The 20,561-nt window shown below is 62.0% G+C and carries 23 protein-coding genes and 1 pseudogene; 11 read left to right on the top strand and 13 right to left on the bottom strand.

What is annotated here, in order from left to right:
* The first annotated feature begins 10 nt into the window (after nucleotides 1-10).
* The 5 genes from AC2GXZ_RS00940 to AC2GXZ_RS00960 all read left to right on the top strand — a co-directional run bounded on the left by AC2GXZ_RS00940 (nucleotide 11) and on the right by AC2GXZ_RS00960 (nucleotide 3,558).
* The gene (locus tag AC2GXZ_RS00940) at nucleotides 11-1,195 is read left to right on the top strand and encodes an aminotransferase (RefSeq protein ID WP_483757253.1); all 1,185 of its coding nucleotides are present in this window, start codon (nucleotides 11-13) and stop codon (nucleotides 1,193-1,195) included.
* Between the two features lie 29 nt (nucleotides 1,196-1,224).
* A complete protein-coding gene (locus tag AC2GXZ_RS00945; RefSeq protein ID WP_483757254.1) occupies nucleotides 1,225-2,484 on the top strand; it encodes a DUF763 domain-containing protein in 1,260 nt (419 codons plus the stop codon).
* A gap of 2 nt (nucleotides 2,485-2,486) precedes the next feature.
* A complete protein-coding gene (locus tag AC2GXZ_RS00950) occupies nucleotides 2,487-2,852 on the top strand; it encodes an NIPSNAP family protein (RefSeq protein WP_483757255.1) in 366 nt (121 codons plus the stop codon).
* A gap of 77 nt (nucleotides 2,853-2,929) precedes the next feature.
* On the top strand, nucleotides 2,930-3,220 hold the full coding sequence (locus AC2GXZ_RS00955) for a DUF1330 domain-containing protein (RefSeq protein ID WP_483757256.1): 291 nt from the start codon (nucleotides 2,930-2,932) through the stop codon (nucleotides 3,218-3,220).
* Nucleotides 3,221-3,351: 131 nt separating this feature from the next.
* Nucleotides 3,352-3,558: a hypothetical protein gene (locus AC2GXZ_RS00960; protein ID WP_483757257.1), complete on the top strand. Its 207-nt coding sequence runs from the start codon at nucleotides 3,352-3,354 to the stop codon at nucleotides 3,556-3,558.
* A 52-nt stretch (nucleotides 3,559-3,610) separates the two neighbouring features.
* Here AC2GXZ_RS00960 and AC2GXZ_RS00965 read toward each other — a convergent pair whose 3' ends face one another.
* The 6 genes from AC2GXZ_RS00965 to AC2GXZ_RS00990 all read right to left on the bottom strand — a co-directional run bounded on the left by AC2GXZ_RS00965 (nucleotide 3,611) and on the right by AC2GXZ_RS00990 (nucleotide 10,517).
* Nucleotides 3,611-4,234: a hypothetical protein gene (locus AC2GXZ_RS00965; RefSeq protein ID WP_483757258.1), complete on the bottom strand. Its 624-nt coding sequence runs from the start codon at nucleotides 4,232-4,234 to the stop codon at nucleotides 3,611-3,613.
* 110 nt (nucleotides 4,235-4,344) lie between these two features.
* Nucleotides 4,345-5,949, bottom strand: coding sequence for a 5-guanidino-2-oxopentanoate decarboxylase (locus tag AC2GXZ_RS00970; RefSeq protein ID WP_483757259.1), 1,605 nt, complete (start codon nucleotides 5,947-5,949; stop codon nucleotides 4,345-4,347).
* Between the two features lie 18 nt (nucleotides 5,950-5,967).
* Nucleotides 5,968-7,173, bottom strand: coding sequence for a pyridoxal phosphate-dependent aminotransferase (locus tag AC2GXZ_RS00975; RefSeq protein WP_483757260.1), 1,206 nt, complete (start codon nucleotides 7,171-7,173; stop codon nucleotides 5,968-5,970).
* Between the two features lie 16 nt (nucleotides 7,174-7,189).
* Complete coding sequence (locus AC2GXZ_RS00980; protein WP_483757261.1) at nucleotides 7,190-7,834, bottom strand: TetR family transcriptional regulator C-terminal domain-containing protein; 645 nt, start codon at nucleotides 7,832-7,834, stop codon at nucleotides 7,190-7,192.
* Between the two features lie 78 nt (nucleotides 7,835-7,912).
* Entirely contained in the window at nucleotides 7,913-9,133 is a 1,221-nt protein-coding gene (locus AC2GXZ_RS00985; protein ID WP_483757262.1) for an MFS transporter, read from the bottom strand.
* A 10-nt stretch (nucleotides 9,134-9,143) separates the two neighbouring features.
* Entirely contained in the window at nucleotides 9,144-10,517 is a 1,374-nt protein-coding gene (locus AC2GXZ_RS00990) for an LLM class flavin-dependent oxidoreductase (RefSeq protein ID WP_483757263.1), read from the bottom strand.
* 91 nt (nucleotides 10,518-10,608) lie between these two features.
* On the opposite strand from AC2GXZ_RS00990, the gene AC2GXZ_RS00995 reads away from it, so the two are divergent.
* From AC2GXZ_RS00995 to AC2GXZ_RS01010, 4 genes and pseudogenes are all read left to right on the top strand, one after another.
* On the top strand, nucleotides 10,609-11,163 hold the full coding sequence (locus AC2GXZ_RS00995) for a helix-turn-helix domain-containing protein (protein WP_483757264.1): 555 nt from the start codon (nucleotides 10,609-10,611) through the stop codon (nucleotides 11,161-11,163).
* A gap of 78 nt (nucleotides 11,164-11,241) precedes the next feature.
* Entirely contained in the window at nucleotides 11,242-11,823 is a 582-nt protein-coding gene (locus tag AC2GXZ_RS01000) for a hypothetical protein (RefSeq protein WP_483757265.1), read from the top strand.
* Between the two features lie 66 nt (nucleotides 11,824-11,889).
* Entirely contained in the window at nucleotides 11,890-12,159 is a 270-nt protein-coding gene (locus tag AC2GXZ_RS01005; RefSeq protein ID WP_483757266.1) for a CopG family ribbon-helix-helix protein, read from the top strand.
* Nucleotides 12,156-12,459, top strand: a pseudogene (locus tag AC2GXZ_RS01010) (type II toxin-antitoxin system RelE/ParE family toxin). Before AC2GXZ_RS01005 ends, AC2GXZ_RS01010 begins: the two are co-directional and overlap by 4 nt.
* Before the next feature lie 22 nt (nucleotides 12,460-12,481).
* Here AC2GXZ_RS01010 and AC2GXZ_RS01015 read toward each other — a convergent pair.
* Nucleotides 12,482-13,231, bottom strand: a complete 750-nt coding sequence (locus AC2GXZ_RS01015; protein ID WP_483757267.1) for an endonuclease/exonuclease/phosphatase family protein — start codon at nucleotides 13,229-13,231, stop codon at nucleotides 12,482-12,484.
* A gap of 60 nt (nucleotides 13,232-13,291) precedes the next feature.
* Here AC2GXZ_RS01015 and AC2GXZ_RS01020 point away from each other — a divergent pair, with 60 nt between their 5' ends.
* The gene (locus tag AC2GXZ_RS01020) at nucleotides 13,292-14,233 is read left to right on the top strand and encodes a putative bifunctional lysylphosphatidylglycerol flippase/synthetase (RefSeq protein ID WP_483757268.1); all 942 of its coding nucleotides are present in this window, start codon (nucleotides 13,292-13,294) and stop codon (nucleotides 14,231-14,233) included.
* On the opposite strand, the gene AC2GXZ_RS01025 is transcribed toward AC2GXZ_RS01020, so the two are convergent.
* From AC2GXZ_RS01025 to AC2GXZ_RS01035, 3 genes are all read right to left on the bottom strand, one after another.
* A complete protein-coding gene (locus AC2GXZ_RS01025) occupies nucleotides 14,213-15,715 on the bottom strand; it encodes a phospholipase D-like domain-containing protein (RefSeq protein WP_483757269.1) in 1,503 nt (500 codons plus the stop codon). The two genes, AC2GXZ_RS01020 and AC2GXZ_RS01025, sit on opposite strands and share 21 nt — an antisense overlap.
* A gap of 96 nt (nucleotides 15,716-15,811) precedes the next feature.
* A complete protein-coding gene (locus AC2GXZ_RS01030) occupies nucleotides 15,812-16,018 on the bottom strand; it encodes a hypothetical protein (protein ID WP_483757270.1) in 207 nt (68 codons plus the stop codon).
* A 22-nt stretch (nucleotides 16,019-16,040) separates the two neighbouring features.
* Complete coding sequence (locus tag AC2GXZ_RS01035; RefSeq protein WP_483757271.1) at nucleotides 16,041-16,217, bottom strand: hypothetical protein; 177 nt, start codon at nucleotides 16,215-16,217, stop codon at nucleotides 16,041-16,043.
* 210 nt (nucleotides 16,218-16,427) lie between these two features.
* Between AC2GXZ_RS01035 and AC2GXZ_RS01040 the strand changes: the two genes are divergently transcribed.
* Entirely contained in the window at nucleotides 16,428-16,934 is a 507-nt protein-coding gene (locus AC2GXZ_RS01040; protein ID WP_483757272.1) for a ferritin-like domain-containing protein, read from the top strand.
* Nucleotides 16,935-16,946: 12 nt separating this feature from the next.
* Here AC2GXZ_RS01040 and AC2GXZ_RS01045 read toward each other — a convergent pair whose 3' ends face one another.
* From AC2GXZ_RS01045 to asnB, 3 genes are all read right to left on the bottom strand, one after another.
* Nucleotides 16,947-17,159 carry a hypothetical protein gene (locus tag AC2GXZ_RS01045; protein ID WP_483757273.1) on the bottom strand — a complete coding sequence of 71 codons (213 nt, stop codon included), beginning with the start codon at nucleotides 17,157-17,159 and terminating at the stop codon, nucleotides 16,947-16,949.
* Between the two features lie 196 nt (nucleotides 17,160-17,355).
* Nucleotides 17,356-18,402 (bottom strand): glycosyltransferase family 2 protein, encoded by a 1,047-nt coding sequence (locus AC2GXZ_RS01050; RefSeq protein WP_483757274.1) that lies wholly within the window; start codon nucleotides 18,400-18,402, stop codon nucleotides 17,356-17,358.
* Between the two features lie 181 nt (nucleotides 18,403-18,583).
* Complete coding sequence (gene asnB / locus AC2GXZ_RS01055) at nucleotides 18,584-20,512, bottom strand: asparagine synthase (glutamine-hydrolyzing) (RefSeq protein WP_483757275.1); 1,929 nt, start codon at nucleotides 20,510-20,512, stop codon at nucleotides 18,584-18,586.
* Nucleotides 20,513-20,561: the final 49 nt, after the last annotated feature.

Consider the following 20,561-nt stretch of genomic DNA (forward strand, 5'->3'; position numbering starts at 1 on the left):
CCGGAACATCATGCCCGCCTCCAAATCCCGCTTCAATCCACTCGTCGGCAATCTTTCGCTTCCTCCCGTTCCCTCCGTTGCCGCCTGGGGGCGTGCCTATGACGGCAGCCAGGGTCCGCTGATCGACCTGTCGCAGGCGGTGCCCGGTTATCCGGCGCATCCCGACATGCTGCGCCTGCTCGGCGAGACGGCGTCGTCGACCGCTTATACCGGTTACGGTCCGATCGAGGGTGATGCGGTGTTGCGCGAGGCTTATGGCGCGCATATCGCCGAGGTCTATGATGCACCGCTTTCGGCGGCCAATACCCATATCACATCCGGCTGCAACCAGGCCTTCGTCTGCGCCGCCATGACGGTCGCCGGCCCCGGCAATACGGTGCTGATGACCGAGCCCTTCTATTTCAACCATGAAACCACGCTGGCGATGATGGGCATCAAGACCGCCTTCGTGCCCTGCAAGGCCGAAGACGGTTTCCTGCCGGAACTGTCGGCGATCGAGGCGGCCATCACCGCCGAGGTGAAGGCGCTGGCACTGGTTTCGCCCAACAATCCGACCGGCGCGATCTATCCGCCGGCATTGCTGGAAGCGATCTTCAGGCTCTGTCAGGACAAGGGTATCTGGCTGATCCTCGACGAGACCTATCGCGACTTCCTTCCGGAAGCCGGGCAGACACCGCATCGCCTGTTTACCCTTGCGGGCTGGGAAGAGACGCTGATCAGCCTCTACAGCTTTTCGAAATCCTTCTGCATTCCAGGCCACCGTCTCGGCGCGATCGCCGCCAGCGAAGAGGCGATCGGCCAGATCGCCAAGATCATGGACAATCTGCAGATCTGCGCGCCGCGCGCCGCACAGGGTGCGGTCGCTGCCGCCCTGCCTTTGCTCACCGCATGGCGCGAGGAAAACCGTCAGGAGATCGGCCGTCGCGCCGAGGCGCTTAAAGCCGTCATGCAGCAGTTGCCGGACTGGAAGCTCGATGCGATCGGCGCCTATTTCGCCTTCGTTCGCCATCCTTTCGAAGGTGTCGGTTCGGCGGAGATCGCCGAAAAACTTGCCAGACAAGCCGGCATTACTTGCATTCCGGGCGTCTATTTCGGCGAGGGCCAGCAGAGCTACCTGCGTTTTGCCTTCGCCAATGCCGATGTCGCGACGATCGGGCGGATTACGGAACGTTTGGCGAACTTTTCCCTGTCCTGACGGGCGTCACGGTCTTATAAGACAAGGCCATGGCTCAACGTTCAGGCAGCGCCGATCTTCCGCTTCATGGCGGCCGGGTTCCCCGGTGGCTCGGCGAGCGCATGACACGGCTCGGCGCGGTGATCACCGAGGCAATCGTCATCCATTACGGCCGCGACGAACTGCTTGCCCGGCTGGCGCACCCGTTCTGGTTCCAGTCTTTTGGTGCGGTGATGGGCATGGACTGGCATTCGTCGGGCATCACCACCAGCGTCATCGGTGCGTTGAAGCGCGGGCTCACCCCGATGTCGGGCGAGCTCGGCATTCATGTCTGCGGCGGTCGCGGGAAAAACTCGCGGCAGACGCCAGAGGAGCTGATCGCCATCGGCAACCGCGTCGGCATCGACGGATCGGCACTCGCACAGACCAGCAAGCTGGTCGCCAAGGTCGACAGCGCGGCCGTGCAGGACGGGTTTGATCTCTATCTGCACGGGTTCATCGTCACCGACGACGGCAAATGGGTGGTGGTGCAACAGGGCATGAACGACGTTCGCCGGCAGGCGCGGCGTTATCACTGGCATTCGGAGGGGCTGAAAAGCTTTCTCGATTCACCGCATGCTGCGATCGAGGGGCGTGGGCAGGGCGAGATCGTCAATCTTGCCGACCACCGTGCGGGCGCCTCGCGCAGCGGCCAGCTCGATCTTCTGGCGTCTCTGGGGCCGGACAGGATCGTGCGCGAGGTGATCGCCATCGATCCGTCGCGGGTGAGGAAGGTTTCAGCCCAGCCGATGCTGCCGCATCTGATCATGCCGGATCATCACGATGTCCGCGAGGCGGATGTCAACATGCGCCGCCTGCACGGCACGCTGGCGGCCGCCGCCGACCGTGGGCCGAAGGATTTCGAGGACCTTTTGATGACGCCGGGTGTCGGCGCCCGCACCGTCTCGGCGCTTGCGATGGTGGCCGAGGTCGTGCATGGCGCGCCGTGCCGGTTTTCCGATCCGGCCCGCTTCTCGCTTGCCCATGGCGGCAAGGACCGGCATCCGTTTCCGGTGCCGCTCAAGGTCTATGACGAGACGATCCGGGTGATGAAATCGGCCGTGAGCAAGGCAAGGCTCGGGCGCGAGGAAGAGCTGCAGGCGCTGCACAGGCTCGACGACCAGGCCCGCCAGCTCGAACGCTATGTCACCGGCCCGGATTTCAAGGAGATCATCGCGGGGGAATTCCGCCATTCGCATGAATGGGGCGGAAGGAGCGTGTTCGGCTGGGAGCCGGCGGCGGAGGATGAGAACGAAAGGCTGAAGGGCTGACGATGGCAAGGTCAAGTGGTGGGCTAACCTGCGAGGTTCGGTACCGGATCGATCCGGACGCAATCGAGGATTTCAGGCGCTATGCCGAGACCTGGACCATGCTGATCGCGCGGCATGGCGGAACCCATCACGGTTATTATCTGTCGCGGGAAACCCCCGCCGGCGCTGCCGTCAGTTTCAAAGGTGTTGGAACTGATGGAGAGGGCGATATTGCCGTTGCCCTGTTCAGCTTTGTCGACGATGCCGCCTATCTCAGATATCGCGAAGAAGTTGCCAGGGACCCCGATGGCATTGCCGCGAATGCCCTTTATCGCGACAATCCGCCATTTCTCAGCTACGAGCGCACGTTTCTCCGATGCCTTCTTTGAGAATGTTTCACCAAGCCTGCCGTTATTGACTGTTCTCTTCGTTTAGGCTGTTCTCATTGAAAACGAGGAAAGCAAAAATGGCCAAGGCTTACTGGGTTGCCACCTATCGTTCCGTCACCAATCCCGAGGCGCTTGCCGCCTATGCCAGGCTGAGCGGGCCGGCAATCCTGGCCGGTGGCGGCCGGATCCTGGCGCGCGGCCTGCCGGCGCTGGTTTACGAAGCAGGGCTTCATGAGCGTACGGTGCTGATCGAATTCGACAGTGTCGAACAGGCGCAGGCGGCGCATGACAGTCCGGCCTATCAGGAGGCCATGGCCTTGCTGGCCGGTGGGGTGGAGCGGGATATCCGGATCGTGGAAGGATTGTGACCGCGAGTTTTCGCCGTTTGCCCGGAGCCTGCGTTTAGGCAGCGGCCGACGAGGCCGACGGCATGGCCCTGTCGTCGACGGAACCCCTTGCCGGTGTCCCAAGTTGTAACCTGGAACCATGGGAGGACAGAATGACCCGCGAGACCACATCGACGGAGGCCGCACGCTTCGCAATCAGCCAGTCGAATGTCGCCAGCAGTTGCGGCACAGGCGAGGGCGCCTTTAAGAAACAGCCAAGCCTTGCCAGTATCGAGATCAACAGGGCACGCAAGGCGCAGGGTGTTGCCAACATTGTCGAGCGTGACGAACATGTCGCCGATGCGGGCGATATCGCCTGATATCAGGCCGGATTTTGGCCTGAAGCATCGAGCCGACTGTTCGGGACGTCGTTCACTTGGGCGGGATGGCGCCATCGAGGCCGACGCGGATGTTGTCCGCAGACACCATGGTGCTGCCGCTGGCCTCGCCCTGCACGGTAACGCCCGCGCCGGTTTTCAGGTCGTCCTTGGTGGCGGAAGCTATTGCCAGGATGGTGGTGCCGGCCGGAATATTGACCTTCCGCTGACCGCCATTATAGGCGAGCGTCAGCAGCGGGCCGTTTACGTCCTGGACTGCCTCTGCAACCGTCGCATTCGTCATCGAACCGTTCGGCCTGACACTCCATGAGCGGTCGCCTTCGCCGGTTCCCTTCATCGAGGCCGGAAAGATCACCACCTGGACCGCGCCGTTGATACCGCTTGCCGTCGGTTGCGATCCGACGCCGATGAAATCACCGGGCTTGATGTCGGACACGGTCGCATTCCTGATGCCGGCGACTTTCACGTCCGGCTTCATCATCACCATGATCTTCTTGCCATCGGCAGTCTTGATGTTGAAATCATCGCCCATGATGTTGTCGATCGTGCCGCTGATGCGGAGCTTGTCGGCGGCCGTGGCGCCCTGGACGCCTGCCAGCATCACGGCCGCGCCGATTGCGAGGGAAAGGCTGGTCTTTCGGAAAATGTCGCGCTTCATGCTTCTTTCTCCCTGGGCGTCGAACGCGCCTCCAATTCCTGATTATCAGTGGCGCAGCGGTCTTGCCAATCAAACGGCGGTGAGAGCGATGCGGTCGATAGGGCGTCGTGTCAGGCGGTAGCTCCGGCCGTTTTCGTCTGATGGATTTCGATCAGCGACGGGCCTTCCAGCCTGCGGAACTCCATCAGGGCCGCCGGCAGTTCGGTGATATCGGAAAGGCGCATTGCGGGCAGGCCGAAGGCCTCGGCGATCTTCAGGAAATCCGGCGGTGTCGGTTTCACGCCTTCCGGGGTGATGCCGCTTTCCAGCATGTAGTTCTCGATTTCCTGATACCCGTCATTGTTCCAGACGAGGAAGATCACCTGCGTGCCGGCATCCCTTGCCGCGCCGATTTCCGCCAGGGTGAACTGGAAACCGCCGTCACCGGTGAGGCAGATGACAGGCGCCTGGGGATCGGCGATCGCGGCGCCGATCGCCGCCGGCGGGCCATAGCCCAGCGCGCCGTAACCGGTTGCGGCATTAAACCAGCCATGCGGCCGGCCAGCCTCATAATAGAGATTGCCGGCATAAACCGCCTGGGTACTGTCGCCGACGATGATCGCTCCCGGCAGCGTGTCGCGGATGATGTCGAGCACGGCGATCTCGGCGCGGATTTTTGGCGTCAGTTCGGCAAGCGACGCCTTGCGCGCGTGATCGGCCCGTTGGGCACCGTCCGCCTGTTGTCTGTTGCCTGTGCCGATCGCGGCCAGAAGATCGGCTGCGGCGTAATCGGCAGATGACAGGACCGACAACGCTGCCAGCGGTCCACGCGCCAGCTGTGCGGCATCGATATCGACGCGGATCAGATGGGCGATATCGGGAAAGCGGTTATCGACATACATGTCGTAATCCGTCTGGGCCATCTGGGTGCCGAAGGCCAGCACAAGATCGGCATCGGCCACCAGATCGCGCACAGATTGAAGGCTGGGGCTTGCCGGCACTGAGAGCGGATGATTGGCAAAGGCGCCGCGGGCATTGGTCGTCGTCACCAGCGGCGCATCCAGCCGTTCGGCCAGAGCCTGAATGTCAGCGGCGGCATCCACAGCGCCGCCGCCGACGAGGATGACCGATTTTTGGGCCGACAAGCAACGGGCGGCGGCTTGCGAGATCGTTGCCGCATCGGCGCGCGGTCTGGTCGGCCGGATCGTGTGCAGTCGCGGTGTTCTGACCGGCAGTGCCATCACATCGGTCGGGATCTCGATATGCACCGGCCCCGGCCGACCGGAGCGGAGGATCGCGAAGGCGCGTTCCATGACGTCGGCGAGATCGTCCGGGTCATGCAGGGTGTGGCTCATCAGAGCGAGCGTTGCCATCATGCCGCGCTGGTCGGGCAGTTCGTGCAGTCTCCCCCGGCCATGGCCGAGCGTGGCGCGGGCGTTGACGCCGGAAATCACCAGCATCGGCACACTATCCTGATAGGCCTGCGCCATCGGGGTGATGATGTTGGTGAGGCCCGGCCCGGTGATGACGAGGCAGACGCCCGGCTTGCCGCTGACGCGGGCATAACCATCGGCCATGAAGCCCGCGCCCTGTTCATGGCGCGGAGTGATGTGGCGGATCTTCGAACGGCTAAGCCCTCGATAGAGTTCGACCGTATGGACGCCGGGAATGCCGAAGACCACATCAACACCATTCACCTCAAGCAGATCGATCAGCGTCTCGCCAACGGTCTTCATGCCATCTCCCTTCGGGGCCTATCGAATATGCAGCGGTGCTTCCTTCGCCTGCGAGACGATGCGGCCGGCGAGGTCGCCGACCCGGTGCATCGCGGTTTCCAGCACGTCTTCCGGCACGGTCAGTGAAATACGCAGGAAATTGGCGGCCTGATCACCGAAGGAGGTGCCGGGCATGACCGCCACCTTTTCCTGCTTCAGCAGTTCCCAGGCAAACTCCTCACCGTTAAGACCGGTCGCGGCGACGTCGAGCAGGATGAACATGCCACCTTCCGGCGGCATCGGCTTTACCAGATTGCTGCCGGCAAAGGCGTTTTCGACGATCGCGGCGCGGCGGGCATAGTTTTCGCGCATCACGTCGGCGGTGTCGAAATGTTCAGAGAGCGCCTTGGCCGTCATGTCGGCGATGAAGGGCTGGACGCCGAACAGCATGGTCTCGGACACCGGCAGAAGCCGTTCACAAAACTCTTCCGGCCCGGCGGCCCAGCCGGAACGGAAACCAGGTGCTGCGTGGGATTTCGAGATCGAGGAAACGGCAATGGTGCGCTCGGCCAGTTCCGGCACGTCGAAGGGGGAGGCGAAATCGGTGCCCTTGAAGATCAGCTGTTCGTAAACCTCGTCACAGATGATCCAGAGATCGTGCCTGCGGCAGATCTCGCCGATGGCGGCGATCTCGGCTTTCGTCAGCACGGCGCCGGTCGGGTTATGTGGGGTGTTCAAAAGCAGGACACGGGCTTCCGGGGTGATGGCACGCGCCAGATCCTCGGCCTGCAGGTGAAACTTCTTTTCCGGCCTGAGCGGCACCGGGATCATGTGGGCGCCGGTCGAGGCGATAACACCTTCATAGGTCGCATAAAGCGGATCGCCGACCAGCACGCCGTCGCCTGCTTCGACGAGACCGGTCATGACGCCGTAAAGTGCTGTCTGGGTGCCGGGGAAGCAGAGAAAGTTCTTCTCCGAGATGCCGGAACGGCGCTTCGAGTATTTCTCCACCAGCGCCTTCAGCACCGGGGCTTCGCCGCGGCCGTTGGAATAACGGGTGCGGCCGGCATACATGGCACGCGATGCCTCATCCAGCAGCGCCTTGTCGGGGGCGACGTCGGGTTCGCCGATCGTCAGTTCGATGATCGCTTCGCCCTCTGCCTTCATCCGCCGGGCGGTCGTGTGCAGCGCCCAGCGGCCGGAGCCGAGATGGGCGAGACGATCGGTGATCGAGGCATAACGCATGTAGGCAGTCCTTTTGTTATCGTTGCGAAGCCAGTTCGCCCGGCTTCAGTCTGAGCAGTGCCTCGACGGAGGCAAGGGCGCTTTCGGCCAGTTCGTTGTCGACAAACAGGTCGGCGGCCAGCGTGCCTTCCAGCCACAACCCGTCGATCAGCGCATTCAGCGAAATCGCAAAACTGCGGCAGTCCTTCGGCGCGAGCGTTACTCCCCGTTCCCCGAAGAAATCGGTCAGCAGCCGTTCCAGCGCACCGAGGAAGGCGAGGTAGTTTTCCCGATGAATGGCGGCGAAAGTCTGATCGGTCTGGATATGGCTGATAAACGCCGCCCAGAGCGACAGTGTACGGCTGTCGGTGACAGGCGGCGTGACATTGGCGACGATGAAACGGCTCAGCCGGTCGCGGGCGGTTCCGCCCTCTGCAGAGGCGGCAATGGCGATTTCGGTCATGCCGTTCATCACGGCCCGGTAGGCCGCTTCCAGCATCTGGTCCTTGCCGGTGAAATAGTGGCGGATAAGTCCTGCCGTGACACCGGCGCGGTTGGCGATCTGGCGCACGGTGGCGCCCTGGATGCCGCTTTCGGCGATACAGTCCAGCGTCGCCACGATCAGGTCCTCGCGGCGCTCGGCCTCGCTGGCACGGGTATAGGTGCGGCGTGCTGGCGTCATTGGGGGTATCCGCTCCTATCCGGCCGAGTCCGTTCGCATGTTATTATACGATTGAATAATTGCCGTACAGGCCGAGATCTACCGGCGGCCGTTCGCCAGGCGCAAGGCTTCCGGCCGGCGCCGCAGGATCAGCATCGCGCCAGCACCGATCACCGGACCGATTGCGAGAACCGAAAACGTCCATTGCCAGCCACCGAAAAGGTCTGCCAGTTTCGGCATCAGCCAGATCATGGCGATGGTGAGCGCAAAACCGATGCCCATCTGCAGCGACAGGGCGGTACCGACATAACGGTGGTCGGCCAGTTCGGTGACGGCTGCGGAAAACTGGGCGGAATCGCCGATGATGGAGATGCCCCAGACGATTACCACCAGCACCAGCAGCCAGAACGGCCCGTCGAAGACAAAGCCGATCGAAAGCGCGCAGATGGCCGACACGATCATCATGCCCGCCGTCGTTGCGGTGCGGCCGTATCTGTCGGAGAGATAACCACCGAGGAAACAACCGAACGTGCCGGAGGCAACGGCTGCGAAGGTCAGCAGCGAGGCGCTGCCCGAAAGGCCGGCGGCGCCCGCCTGATAAGCCGCTGTCAGGTAGGCGAGCAGCCATGCCCACATGGCATAGAGTTCCCACATGTGGCCGAAATAACCGACATTGACCAGCAGCAGATTTCGGTCACGCAGCACGAGCGGGATCTGGTGCGGATCGAACACGGCCTTGCCGAAGGCGTCCGGTCCCTCGCGCGTGCCGACAAGAAAGACGATGGCAGCGGCGAGGCTTGCAACACTCGAGGTGATGATGACGATCCGCCAGTCGACGCCGACTGTCAGGCTGCGCACGAGATGCGGCAGCGACGAGCCGGCGGTGATCGCGCCGATGACCGCGGCAAGCGCCATGCCGCGACCCTTGACGAACCATGTGGCCACCAGTTTCAGCGCCGGCGGGTAGACGCCGGCAAGTGCAAGGCCGGTCAGCATGCGCAGCACAAGAGCGCCGGTCGGGCCGGGGTCGAGCAGCAATGCGGCATTGGCAAAAGCTGCCAGCGCCGCGCAACAGCCCATCAGGCGGTTCATGCGGATCAGATCGGGCAGGTTGAACAGGCTGGCCGCGAGCGCGCCGATGACGAAACCTGCCTGCACGCCATTGGTCAGCCAGGCGGCCTGCTCTTCAGACAGCGACCATGCCAGCCGCAGTTCAGGCGCGATCGCGGTCGCTGAAAACCAGGTGGAGAAGGACAGCACGACGGCAAGGCTGATGGTCGCCAGCATCGCCCAACGGCTGCCACGGTGCGGTGCCGTCATGCGTGCCTCCTCAGGCCGTTTGCCTTGCCCGCGCTCCCACATGCCGTCCCGGCAGGCGGGGCTCGCCGAACAGCTTCTCCCTCAACGTGCCCTCCTGATAACATGTCTTGTAGAGGCCTCGCTCCTGCAGAATGGGGATGACCAGTTCGATAATGTCATCGAAACATTCCGGCACGACGGTGCGCGACAGGTTGAAACCGTCGATGCCAACCTCGTTCACCCAGTTGGCCAGCGCATCGGCGATCCGTTCGGCGGAACCGACCATTGGTGGCTGGCGGCTGCCGAGCACCATCTGTTCGAGCAGTTTGCGCTTGGTCCATTTCGGTCCGGCCGAGCGGGTCATCGCCTCGACATTGGAGACGATCGCGGCGCTTTTTCCCGTCTGGATCGGTTCGTCGAGATCGTAACTGGCAAAATCGATGCCGAGCGAGGCAGCGGCGTGCACAAGCGCGCCTTCGGAACTCGCATGACGGCGATAGTCCTCGAACTTTTCCTGCGCTTCCCTGTCACTGCGGCCGGTGATGATCGTTGCGCCCATGAAGATCTTGATGTCGTCGGGAAAACGGCCGGCCTCTACTGCGCGGGCGCCGATATCGTCGACGATCGCCCGCACGCCCTCCATCGTCTGGCCGTTGACGAAGACGCATTCGGCGTGGGCGGCGGCAAATTCCCGGCCACGGGTGGAGGAGCCGGCCTGATACAGCACCGGCGTGCGTTGCGACGAGGGTTCGCATAGATGCATTGCGTCGATATTGTATTGTTTGCCGCTGTGCTGGAGTTTCCGTACCTTTTTCGCATCGGCATAGATGCCGTTTGCCCGGTCGAGAATGACGGCATCGTCCTGCCAGCTGCCTTCCCACAGGCCATACATGATCTGCATATATTCGTCGGCCAGATCATAGCGGTCGTCATGGGCTGCCTGCTGGGCGAGCCCAATCGCCTTGGCCGCGCTGTCAAGATAACCGGTGACGATGTTCCAGCCGATCCGCCCGCCGGTCAGGTGATCGAGCGTCGACATGCGGCGGGCAAACAGAAACGGCGGCTCGTAGGTGAGATTGGCGGTCACGCCGAAAGAGAGATGTTTCGTCACAGCCGCCATGGCCGGCACCAGCAGCATCGGATCGTTGACCGGAACCTGGACCGCATGTTTCAGCGCTGCATCGGCATTGCCGCCATAAACATCGTTGACGCCGACGACATCGGCGAGAAAAATGCCATCGAACAGGCCGGCCTCCAGCCTGCGCGCATACTCCATCCAATAGGAGAGTTGCGCATAACGATGCGACTGGTCACGCGGATGTGTCCACAGGCCCTGCTGGATATGGCCGACGCAATTCATGTCGAAGGCGTTGAAGCGGATTTCGCGTCCCGTCGCGTGGCGCATGCCGTCATCCTCTCGTTGCGGAGCCGTTCCGTCTCCTATATGGTCTCTTTGTCTACTATAAGAGACTTGACGATTGCAAGGAGAGAAGCCGATGGAGCGTGATCCCGCCGATGCGATAGCCATGACGCTCCGGGTTGAGCGGGAGGCCAGAAAGTGGTCGCTTGCCGAGCTTGCCGAGCGATCGGGTGTCTCCAAGGCGATGATCAGCAAGATCGAGCGCAAGGAGGCAAGCCCGACCGCAACGGTTCTCGGCCGCCTTTCCGGCGCCTTCGGCCTGCCGCTTTCGGCACTGATCGCAGCAGCCGAAGGTGCCAGCGAAAGACTGAGCGTCGCGGAAACCCAGGCGGTATGGACGGATCCGGAAACCGGCTATGTAAGGCGTGCCGTCTCGCCTGCGGGGGCGGCGGCGGAACTGATCGAGGTCAGCCTTCCCGCCGGTGTGCGGATCCCTTATCCGGCGGCGGCCTTCGCCTTCCAGCAGCAGCAGATATGGGTCATCGAGGGCCGGCTCGATTTTTCCGAAGGTGGCACGGAACATCATCTGAAACCGGGCGACTGTCTTCTGCTCGGCAATCCGGCCGATTGCGCCTTTTCCAATCCGGGCTCCTCGCTTGCGCGTTATCTGGTGGTGCTTTCGAGACGTTAGCGCGCGGCACGGAACCAATCCGCTCTCCGCCGCTTTCCGTCCTGGCTGGCATGTTTCAGCCAAGGAGGAGGATTTGTCATGCAGAGCGAAATGCATTCATCCGCCCATCCCGACAGCGGAAAAAATCTCGCCGACCATCTGTCAGGGCTGGCCTTGGGAGACACGGTCGTGGTGGCCTTGTCGCCGCAGAGCGTCGGCCTTGCTTTCGAGGCGGTTCGAAGGCTCGGCTGTCAGCTTGATCTCCTGCTTGTCGGCCGCATCGTTGCGCCGGGTCGTTCCGGACAGCTGATCGGTTCGGTGCTCGATCTCGATACGCCGCATTTTACCGTGGACGAAACCCTGGCGCGCAAATTCCATGTGCCGCCCGGTTATCTCAACAACGAGCGCCAGCGACAGATCGCCGAACTTGCCCGGCAACATTTCATGTATCTCGGCGATGACGAGGGCCACGATCATATTCATGCGGGCAAGGACGTGGTCATTCTCGACGACGGTCTGGAGGCGGTCATCCTGCAGCAGGTGTTCCGGCATATGGCGGAAGCCGATACCCATTCCGTCCGTGTCATCCGTATCGAGCCCGATACGCAGGAACCGATCGACGACCGGACGGTTGCCCATCTGCTGAAGGAAGCCCGACGTCTCCAGCGATTGCTGCATTGATGTTAAAACTCGCCTCGCGCCGGCCGTTGTGTTAACCTGTTTACAGTTCAGCACGGGAGGTCGGCATTGCCGGGCAGCACGACCATGACAATCCGGGTTAGACCCGAAGTGAAGGAAAAGCTCGACAAGATCGCGGCCGATACGCAGCGCAGCAAATCGTTTCTTGCGGGCGAAGCAGTCGCCGCCTATGTCGACCGAGAGCTCGAGATCATCGACGGTATCAAACGCGGCAGAGCAGATGCGGAGGCCGGTCGTATAATTCCGCACGATCAGGCGATGGCAAATATGCGCGCGATCGTGAATGAGGCACGGCGCAATAAAACCACAGAGGAATGAGGCCGGTCGTCTGGTCAGCGGAGGCATATCGCGATGCTCTCGCGGTTCTGCGATACATCGCAAGCGACAGCCTTGATGCTGCCGAAAACGTGGTTGATGCGATCGAAAAGGCGGGACAACGGCTTGGCGACGTCCTGACAGGCCGGCCGGGGCGCGTTGCCGGTACGTATAAAGTCTCTCGACCGACTGCCCTATGTCATTGCCTATGAGATCAGGTCCATTGCAGGCCGTGAAAGCGTCGTCATCCTTCGCGTCATCCATACCGCACGCGATTGGCCGTATGAGGAATGGCCCTCATAGCTTTTTGGCGGCGATTTCGAATTCAGATCTCGATTGTCGCCAGCAGCGGCAGATGGTCGGATGCCAGTCTCGTCAGGGGCGTGGAGATGACCTCCGCGCCGATCGTGGCGATATCCTGCGAAACGAAGATGTGGTCCAGCCGCAGCAGCGGGAAACGTGACGGGTAGGTTGCGGGCAGATCCGCGCTCACCTGCCGCCTGATATCCGTCAGCGCTCCGGCCAGCCGCTTGTAGGGGCGGCTTGCCAGGATGGAATTGAAATCCCCGAGCAGAACGACGGGGCCTTCAGTGCAACGCTGATTGCCCAGCCATTCAGGGCCGAGAAGCATTTCGGCCTGTTTCATGCGGTCGATGCGCCTGAGGCCCAGATGGGTGTTGAACACCTGCAGGCGCCTGTCCTCCACCTCCACTTCGATCCACAGCGCGCCGCGCTGTTCGCCGACCGAGGGAAGCGGTCCGGCCCTGACCAGTTCGGCCGGCAGCGAGGTCAGGATCGCGTCGCCATACCGTTCTTCCTCGACATCGAGTGCCGCGTGAAAATGATGCCGCATCTTGAGGATTTCGGCGATCATATGCGCCTGGTCGATGCCGCCAGTGCGGCGCCTGCCGACATCCAGCTCCTGCAGGCCGATGATATCGGGCTGCAGCATGGCGATCACGTCGGCGACACGCGCCGGGTCAAGCCGCCGGTCGGTGCCGATACAGCTATGGACATTGTAGGTCAGGAGCTTGAGGCGGCGCGGAGCCGTGTTTCTGGCGGGCTTTGACTGCATAGGGCAGGGAACACGTTGGGCGGCTTTTCGTTCCCCTTTCAGCAGATGACAGGAGGCATAATGACCGGCAGGAAACTACTCGCGCAACTGGCCGTGCTTGCCGTCGTCTCGATCGCCGCCTTTCTCGTCTATCGCAGCCTTGGCCGCTACAGTTTCGACGAGATCACGCAGGCCGTCGAAGCGATACCGGCGGCGCGGCTCGGTTCGGCGCTGGTTTTCGTTGCTGCCTCCTATCTCTGCCTCACCGGCTTCGATACGCTCGCCGTGCGCTATGCGGGAAAGCCGCTCGCGTGGCGGCAGACGGCGCTTGCCTCGTTCTGCGCGCTGTCGATCGGCCATAATGTCGGCATGGCGGCGCTGAGCAGCGGCGCGGTGCGTTATCGTTTTTATTCGCGCTGGGGGCTGACCGGCGGTGAGATCGCAAAAGTCATCGGTTTCTGCGGCATGACCGTCGCGCTCGGGCTGGCGAGCCTTGCCGCGATCGTGCTGCTTCTCGATCTCGGGCCGGATACCGATCTTTTCGGCATCAGCCAGGACATGCGGATCGCCGCCGGTTTTGCCTGCCTTTCGATCCCGGTTGGCTATCTGCTAGTCTGCCTGTTGCGGATTCCGGTCCGGCTGCGCAGATGGCGGGTCGAGCCGCCTGCGATGGATCTCGCCATGCTGCAGATCGGCATCGGCACGCTGAACTTCGCCTGTGTCGCCGCTGCAATCCACCAGCTGGTCGTCGTCTTCGGTCCGATCACCTATTTCGAGGTTGCCGGCGCCTACGTCACCGCCAATATCGCTGCCCTGATCAGTCACGTACCGGGCGGGCTCGGTGTGCTGGAGGCGACCATGCTTGGCATACTGCCGGGTGCCACGATTATTGGCGCGCTGGTCGCCTTCCGGGTGCTGTATTTCTTCGTGCCGCTGATGATCGGCCTGCCGACTTTTCTCGCCAGCGAGGCCTATTACCGCCGCCGGCAGAGCTACCTTCTGTCAGAACACACGATGCGCTGAGACCCGTCCGATCAGGCGTCGGAAGCCGGCCTGGATCTGCGGCACGGGCCAGAAGGGCTGTTTGGGGTCAACGATGCTGGTCCCGGGCAGGCTTTCGGTCTCGCCAACCTCGACATCGACGTCGAAGGGTTTCAGGTGCCGGCCATTGACATTCAGCATCTCGATCGTGCGGATCAGCGATCCGGTGTCGGCGAAATGCTGGCGCACCAAGGCCGGATCGGCTGCCATATGCTCGGCGAGCAGATCGATCCGCAATTCGGCGATGGCGGCACGGCCTGCCTCATCCTCCGGTTCCATCGCCAGATCGCTTTCGGTGTCGAGACCTTCGGAGCGGTTGTTGAGGTTGGAGGAGCCGACGCGGACAAAACGGTCGTCGGCGATGATCAGCTTGGAATGGACGATGATTTCCCGCTCGCCGCCCTGTCCGTCGGGGGTGACGGAATAAAAGACGCGCAGGCGGTCGTAACGGTCGGCGCGCTTCAATCTGCGGATAAGCCGGGTGCGGTTATGACCCATCATCAGCTTTTCGAGAAAACCGTGGGATTCGCGGGTGACGATGACTACGATTTCCGGGCCATTCTGCCGGCGCAGACGTTTGGCGAGGGTGCGCGCCACACCGAAGGAAGCGAGATACTGGGTCTCGACATACAGATGGTTTTCAGCCGCCTTCAGCGCATCATGGGTCAGCCGGATCGCCTCGCGATGGCCGCGGCGGCCCTTCCATTTCCACGGTTCGGTCAGCGCGATGCCGGTCGGGCAGTTTTCCAGCGCCGGAGCGATATCTGACGGCCAGGGGGCAGGTCCTGAAACCGCCACAGGGGCCAAGTCCTCGCCATGGGTCTTGCGCCAGCGGCGCCGGGCGATGTCGCCGATCAGCCTTGCGGTTTCGCCGGTGACGATCGTCTGCATGTCGTGAACCGGGCCATAGGTCGTGCCGTCCGGCGACACCCTCTCCGGGTTGACGCAAGTGTGCTGGCGGTCGTCCCAGCGGCGGGCGGTCAGGTCGATGCCGCCCAGAAATGCGGTTCTGTCGTCTATCGCCACCAGCTTCTGGTGATGGCTTGCGCGCAGCGGATGGCGGAAATCGAAACGCAGGAAGATGCGCGGATGGTCTGACCAGTCCATCTTGCCGAACATCCGGAAACTCTTGCCGGAATAGATCGGACCCATGCCCCAGACGAGAATGCGGACTTCGAGTTCCGGCTTCTCCTCGACCAGCCGACGCAAAAGCATGCCGATCGTTTCGGAGCCTTGTTCACGTGGTCGAAGACGGATGTCGGGATTGAAGTCCCAGCCAACGATGAAAATGGATTTCTTTGCCTGCGGCAAGACCTCCGACAGGCGGCTGAAATAGTCTTCGCCGTCGATCAGGAATGCGATGCGATCCGCTTTTGCAGGACGCCAGACATTCCTGCCCGGGCGGATAATCCGCACGCTATTGAGACCCGGCTCGATCGAGCTCGAATTGGAAAACCTGCTCACGTCCACTCGCCCACCTCTGCATTGCAGCATGGTGAACGCGAAGGTACCGGATTTTGTTCCGGACCCGCGATCGCTTGCAGGCTCTCCGGCCTGCGATCAACCCGCTTTGTGGACCTGCGGCGCAGAAATCGTCGTCTGGAAGGAACCTGTAGAGCTGTCGTCCACGACTTCCATGGCAACAAAGACCGCCGCCAGAATGCCGGCCGTGACGACCAGCAGCTTCCACAAACACGGTTTGAACTCGGCTACCTGCTGGGGCCGGGTGACATTGTGACCCGGCGCACTCTTACTCGTGACTGTCATATCGTACTCTTTGGGCCACCTTCTACGCCGCGTTTGCCGGCGGCATGTAGATCGGCGGACTGTTTGTCTCATCCGGATTTGGGAGCGGCACCTCATCGGGCAGCCAGTCGGGTTCCGGTTCATCGATCGGCGGATCCGGGCTCCAACCCGGTGCCGGCATAGGCGGCTGCTCGGTCGGTTCTCTAGGATCTGTCGTCATCGGCGCCTCCATTATTCCATCGTCAACCTTCAACGCAAGTGATTGTTCCGGTTTTTACACGAAGGTCTGATATGCCGCAGATGCATCCCTTGAGAGTATGTGGCGATGATTTCACCTCACAACAAGTGGAACTTTCGGCCGATCTAAGGGGTTGCATCTGGCTATCACGGACCCGTGTTCTATGTTTGCTGACGAGGAGGGACCAGCCGGATGACCCATGCAAAGGACAATTTCATTGCCTGGCTGAAGGGCGCCCACGCGATGGAGGAACAGGCGGCAACGATGCTTGCGGCGCAGACGCGGCGGTTGGAAAACTACCCTGATCTCAAGGCCCGCATGCTCCAGCATCTCGACGAGACACGGACCCAGGCTTCAGACCTGCAGCAGCTGCTCAATCGCCTGTCGGGCGCGCCATCGGCGCTGAAAGACATTGCCGGCAGGATCGCTGCAACGGTGCAGGGTATTCCGGGCCTCCTGGTCAGCGACGAAGTCGTCAAGTTCGCCGCCGCCGCCTACGCATTTGAACATCTGGAGATCGCCACCTACCGGATGCTGATCACCGCGGCCGACGAACTGGGCGAGACGGAGGCCCAGACCTTGCTGGAGCGCATTCTTTCGGAAGAGATGGCCATGGCGGCGTGGCTCGAGGAAAACCTCGATCCGATTACCCGTGTCTTCCTGATGCGCGACGAGCGCGATCTGCAGGCGAAACGGTAAGATCGGAAGGTCTCAGCCGAAGAAGTCGTGCCCGTCGAAATGACGGTGAAGGCTACGTTCGTCCTTCACGCCGCGCTGGTAGAGCTGGATCATCTCTGCGGCAACGTCGTTCGCGACGTTGCTTTCGCCGGCCAGTCCGCGTTCCAGACACAAGTCATCAAACACACGCTTCAGGAAAGCGAGTTCGCTTGGTTCGAATGTATATGCTGTTGCTGCAGGATACATGCCTTGCCTCCTTCATGGGGGCGAAACAGCTTCGGGACGTTACCCCTTGGCCTTTCAGCCACCGATGCCCCACCCAAGGGCGACGGTGAATGCAGCCTACTACCATCCGCCGCCGTTGCAAGCGGCGACGGGTTAATTCGACGTAATGATTCGGTGATGTTCGGCAAGGCTGGCGCGGTCGGCCGAAAAGGGCCGGTCAGCGGGCGGTGTTTGCTGCGTCCGGCCTGTAGGCCTGCATTTCCTGGTCCGCCTCGCGGCTGACTTCCGCATCCGGTTCGCCGAGAACGCGGCTCTCGATCCACGAACGCGGATTGCGCCGTGGCGTGAGATAACCGACCGGAAGGGCTGCCGCCTGCAGAAAACGCAGCAGCATGGCATAGATACCGGTCTTGACATTGCCGGTGTGGTGGATGCTGGCCACGGCCATCAGGCAGAGGCCGGCGGCGATGACCGCACCGGAAAACAACAGGCTGGGAAGAAATGCCACAAGTGCCGCGGAGATGAGGATGAAGGCCCAGGCAAGGCCAAGCATTTTCAGTTCCGGCAGGTCGCCGAGAAGCCGGGTGAAATAAGGGCGTCCGGTTGCCGCGCGCAGAAGCTCGCCCATGCCGAACGGTTCCTTCGTTTGTACCTGCTGCAGGAGAAGGTCGCGGGAGCGGGCACCCTGTCCCTGGTGGCGGGCAAAACGGCGGTCTAGCCGGTGCAGTTTCCAGCCGCTGGTGCGCAGGCGGATGCCGAGGTTCAGCTCCTCGTAGCCATGCAGGTTGCGGTCGGCCATGTAGTCGATCTCGTCGATCGCCCTGCGGCGATAAAGGCCGCCGCCGGCCAGCCGCTCGACGGAGCCGATGCGGGTGTCGGGGGTGAAGCCGATGCCGGATGTGGTTGCCGTCTCGATGCGGCCGGTGACACCGCCGGTGCGCGGGTGGCGGTCGAGAAAGGCCATCGCCTCGACCAGAAAACCAGGGTCGAGATCCATGTCGCCTTCGATGACGCAGATGAATTCGTGGCGGGCATATTGATAACCGAGCTGCGAGCCGGCACCGTTGCGGAAGCGCGCCGGCCTTGTGATCTGGACGATGCGGACCGGATGGGCGGAGGCAATCCGGATAGTGTCGTCGCGAGAGCCGAGATCGGTGACGATCACCTCGCCCTGACCATCCGGCAGCGCCGCAAGCGCGCATTCGATGGCGCGGCCGATGCGCTGCTCGTCATTCAAGGTCTTGATGATGATCGATACGGTCATGGCATGCTACTCCCTGACTTGGTCGCGATTGCTACCCCGGCGATCCGTCCTTCGGACCCGATCCTTGTGCGACTGACAGGAAGCCTTAAGGGCAGCACCTTCCGATCATCATAAAGACAAAACTAAAATTTTAGCGATGTTAAGGCATTGGCTGAAAATCGGGCGAAATATCCGAGTTTGCCTATCGGCGGGCGGCAAAACGGTCGACCCAGAGCTGGGTGGAAAGTATGCCGACAAAGGCGGCATTGTCGCGAAAACCGGCGACCTCCTGCCGGCTGCATTTTGCGTGAAGCCTGGCAACCGCCGGGGGATCGAAAAGGCCGCTTGCCGACAGATTCCGTTCCGACAGCATCTCGGCGACATAGGGTTGTTCGCCAATGCCCGGGTCCGTGAACGACCGGCTGTCGGGTGCGCGATAGGGTTGTTTCTGTCTCTGCGAGACACTTTGCGGCAAGAGGTCCGTCGCTGCCTCGCGCAGGATATGCTTTTCGCGCAGGCCTTTGAGTTTTGCATCGGGAGGCAGTTTTGCGGCGAATTCGACCAAGCGGTGATCGAGGAAGGGAAAACGGCCCTCGATGCCGTGCGCCATCGCCATCCGGTCGCCCTGGCTGGAGAGGATGTAACCGGGCAGAAGAAGGCGGGTTTCGAGATATTGGGCCTGATGCAGCGGATGCCAGCGACGAAAACGTTGCGGCAGCCGGGCCGCCAGCTCTTCCGCGGCATCGTAAGTGCCGAGCGTTTGCCGCAGATCATCGGAATAAAAGATCTTTGCCGCCGCCGTGTTTTTCATTCTCGGACGATGGGAAAACAGCGGCTCGGACGGATCGCCGCCTCCGGCGCCAAAAAAGGCTGCGAGATAGTCGGCCGACTGCTTTTGCAGCCCCGGCAGGTAGGGATAAAGTTTGCGGAAGAGATGCGGCCTGATTTTCGAATCCGGCTGACGGGCGCAGAAGCGGCGGACCTTTGCCTCGCGAAAGAGGTCGTAACCGGCGAATATCTCGTCGGCGCCTTCGCCGGTCAGTACCACTTTCATGCCCTTGTCGCGAACAAGCCCGGCCAGCGTATAAAGCGGTGCCGGTGCGGTTCTGAGGATCGGGCATTCGGTGGAACGGATGATTTCCGGAAAAGCCGCGGCGATGGCATTGGGCGATGACGCGACCGCGTGGTGACGGGTGCCGAGTGCGGCCGCCACCTCTTGCTGGAAACTGCTTTCATCGTGTTCGGCGCTGTCGAAGGTGACGGAGAACGTATTGAGGCCATTCGGCGCCATCGGCGCGGCAAGTGCTGCGATCAGCGAGGAATCGAGGCCGCCGGAGAGATAGGAGCCAACGGCTACGTCGGCGCGCATCCTCAGCCGCACAGCATCGGTCAAAAGGGCCTGCAGTTCTTCCGTGTGATCGGTTTCATCCTCCGTGCCCCGCTCGCCCGCGTCAGGAAAATCGAGTGCCCAGTAGAATTCAAGGTGGTTTGCGCCGTCTTGACGGATCAGCGCCTGGCCGGGTTCGAGCTCAAAGATATTGCGAAAGGCGGTGCGCGGCGCGATCGGTGCCCAGAGAGTAAAGATCTGGTCGAGAGCGAAATGATCGAGTTCGGCTTTTATGCCTGGCACCGTCAGAAGCGCCTTCACCTCGGAGGCGAAATACAGTGTGCCCCTGTGTTCGGTGTAGAAAAGCGGCCTGACGCCCATGCGGTCGCGGGCAAGCATCAGCCGCCGTTCGACGGCATCCCAGATGGCGAAGGCGAAGTCGCCGTTCAGCCTTTCGAGGCAGGCTTCACCGTAAAACGCATAAAGCTGCAGCAGCACTTCGGTATCCGAACCGGTGCGAAAGACGGCACCACGGGCCTTCAACTCGTTGCGCAGTTCGACATAGTTGAAGATCTCGCCGTTGAAGGCGATGGTGTAACGGCCGTCGGAAGTCGTCATCGGCTGCTGGCCGTCAGCCAGGCCGACGATCGACAGGCGTACATGCGAGAGGCCGATGCCGGCTGCGGTCCAGATGCCGCTGCCATCCGGGCCACGATGGACGATCGCCTGTCCCATGGCGGACAAAAGAGGAGCGGCGCGTTCAGGGCCGCAGCCTTCCCCCACATATCCAGCAAAACCACACATCCGCATCCGCCATGAACAGCACCAACCGGCCTTGTTCATAAGCGCAAAA

Source organism: Aliirhizobium sp. YIM B11859 (assembly GCF_057163345.1).

Excerpts from the sequence above, each read along its gene's own strand:
- AC2GXZ_RS01035 (WP_483757271.1), bottom strand. The coding sequence starts at position 16,217 with ATGACGACAGATCCTAGAGAACCGACCGAGCAGCCGCCTATGCCGGCA.
- AC2GXZ_RS00980 (WP_483757261.1), bottom strand. The coding sequence starts at position 7,834 with ATGACGCCAGCACGCCGCACCTATACCCGTGCCAGCGAGGCCGAGCGC.
- AC2GXZ_RS01040 (WP_483757272.1), top strand. The coding sequence starts at position 16,428 with ATGACCCATGCAAAGGACAATTTCATTGCCTGGCTGAAGGGCGCCCAC.
- AC2GXZ_RS01000 (WP_483757265.1), top strand. The coding sequence starts at position 11,242 with ATGCAGAGCGAAATGCATTCATCCGCCCATCCCGACAGCGGAAAAAAT.
- AC2GXZ_RS01015 (WP_483757267.1), bottom strand. The coding sequence starts at position 13,231 with ATGCAGTCAAAGCCCGCCAGAAACACGGCTCCGCGCCGCCTCAAGCTC.
- AC2GXZ_RS00955 (WP_483757256.1), top strand. The coding sequence starts at position 2,930 with ATGGCCAAGGCTTACTGGGTTGCCACCTATCGTTCCGTCACCAATCCC.
- AC2GXZ_RS01030 (WP_483757270.1), bottom strand. The coding sequence starts at position 16,018 with ATGACAGTCACGAGTAAGAGTGCGCCGGGTCACAATGTCACCCGGCCC.
- asnB (WP_483757275.1), bottom strand. The coding sequence starts at position 20,512 with ATGTGTGGTTTTGCTGGATATGTGGGGGAAGGCTGCGGCCCTGAACGC.
- AC2GXZ_RS00970 (WP_483757259.1), bottom strand. The coding sequence starts at position 5,949 with ATGAAGACCGTTGGCGAGACGCTGATCGATCTGCTTGAGGTGAATGGT.
- AC2GXZ_RS01020 (WP_483757268.1), top strand. The coding sequence starts at position 13,292 with ATGACCGGCAGGAAACTACTCGCGCAACTGGCCGTGCTTGCCGTCGTC.
- AC2GXZ_RS01050 (WP_483757274.1), bottom strand. The coding sequence starts at position 18,402 with ATGACCGTATCGATCATCATCAAGACCTTGAATGACGAGCAGCGCATC.
- AC2GXZ_RS00990 (WP_483757263.1), bottom strand. The coding sequence starts at position 10,517 with ATGCGCCACGCGACGGGACGCGAAATCCGCTTCAACGCCTTCGACATG.
- AC2GXZ_RS00950 (WP_483757255.1), top strand. The coding sequence starts at position 2,487 with ATGGCAAGGTCAAGTGGTGGGCTAACCTGCGAGGTTCGGTACCGGATC.
- AC2GXZ_RS00975 (WP_483757260.1), bottom strand. The coding sequence starts at position 7,173 with ATGCGTTATGCCTCGATCACCGATCGTCTCGCCCATCTCGGCTCCGGC.
- AC2GXZ_RS01045 (WP_483757273.1), bottom strand. The coding sequence starts at position 17,159 with ATGTATCCTGCAGCAACAGCATATACATTCGAACCAAGCGAACTCGCT.
- AC2GXZ_RS00945 (WP_483757254.1), top strand. The coding sequence starts at position 1,225 with ATGGCTCAACGTTCAGGCAGCGCCGATCTTCCGCTTCATGGCGGCCGG.
- AC2GXZ_RS00940 (WP_483757253.1), top strand. The coding sequence starts at position 11 with ATGCCCGCCTCCAAATCCCGCTTCAATCCACTCGTCGGCAATCTTTCG.
- AC2GXZ_RS00965 (WP_483757258.1), bottom strand. The coding sequence starts at position 4,234 with ATGAAGCGCGACATTTTCCGAAAGACCAGCCTTTCCCTCGCAATCGGC.
- AC2GXZ_RS00960 (WP_483757257.1), top strand. The coding sequence starts at position 3,352 with ATGACCCGCGAGACCACATCGACGGAGGCCGCACGCTTCGCAATCAGC.
- AC2GXZ_RS00985 (WP_483757262.1), bottom strand. The coding sequence starts at position 9,133 with ATGACGGCACCGCACCGTGGCAGCCGTTGGGCGATGCTGGCGACCATC.
- AC2GXZ_RS00995 (WP_483757264.1), top strand. The coding sequence starts at position 10,609 with ATGGAGCGTGATCCCGCCGATGCGATAGCCATGACGCTCCGGGTTGAG.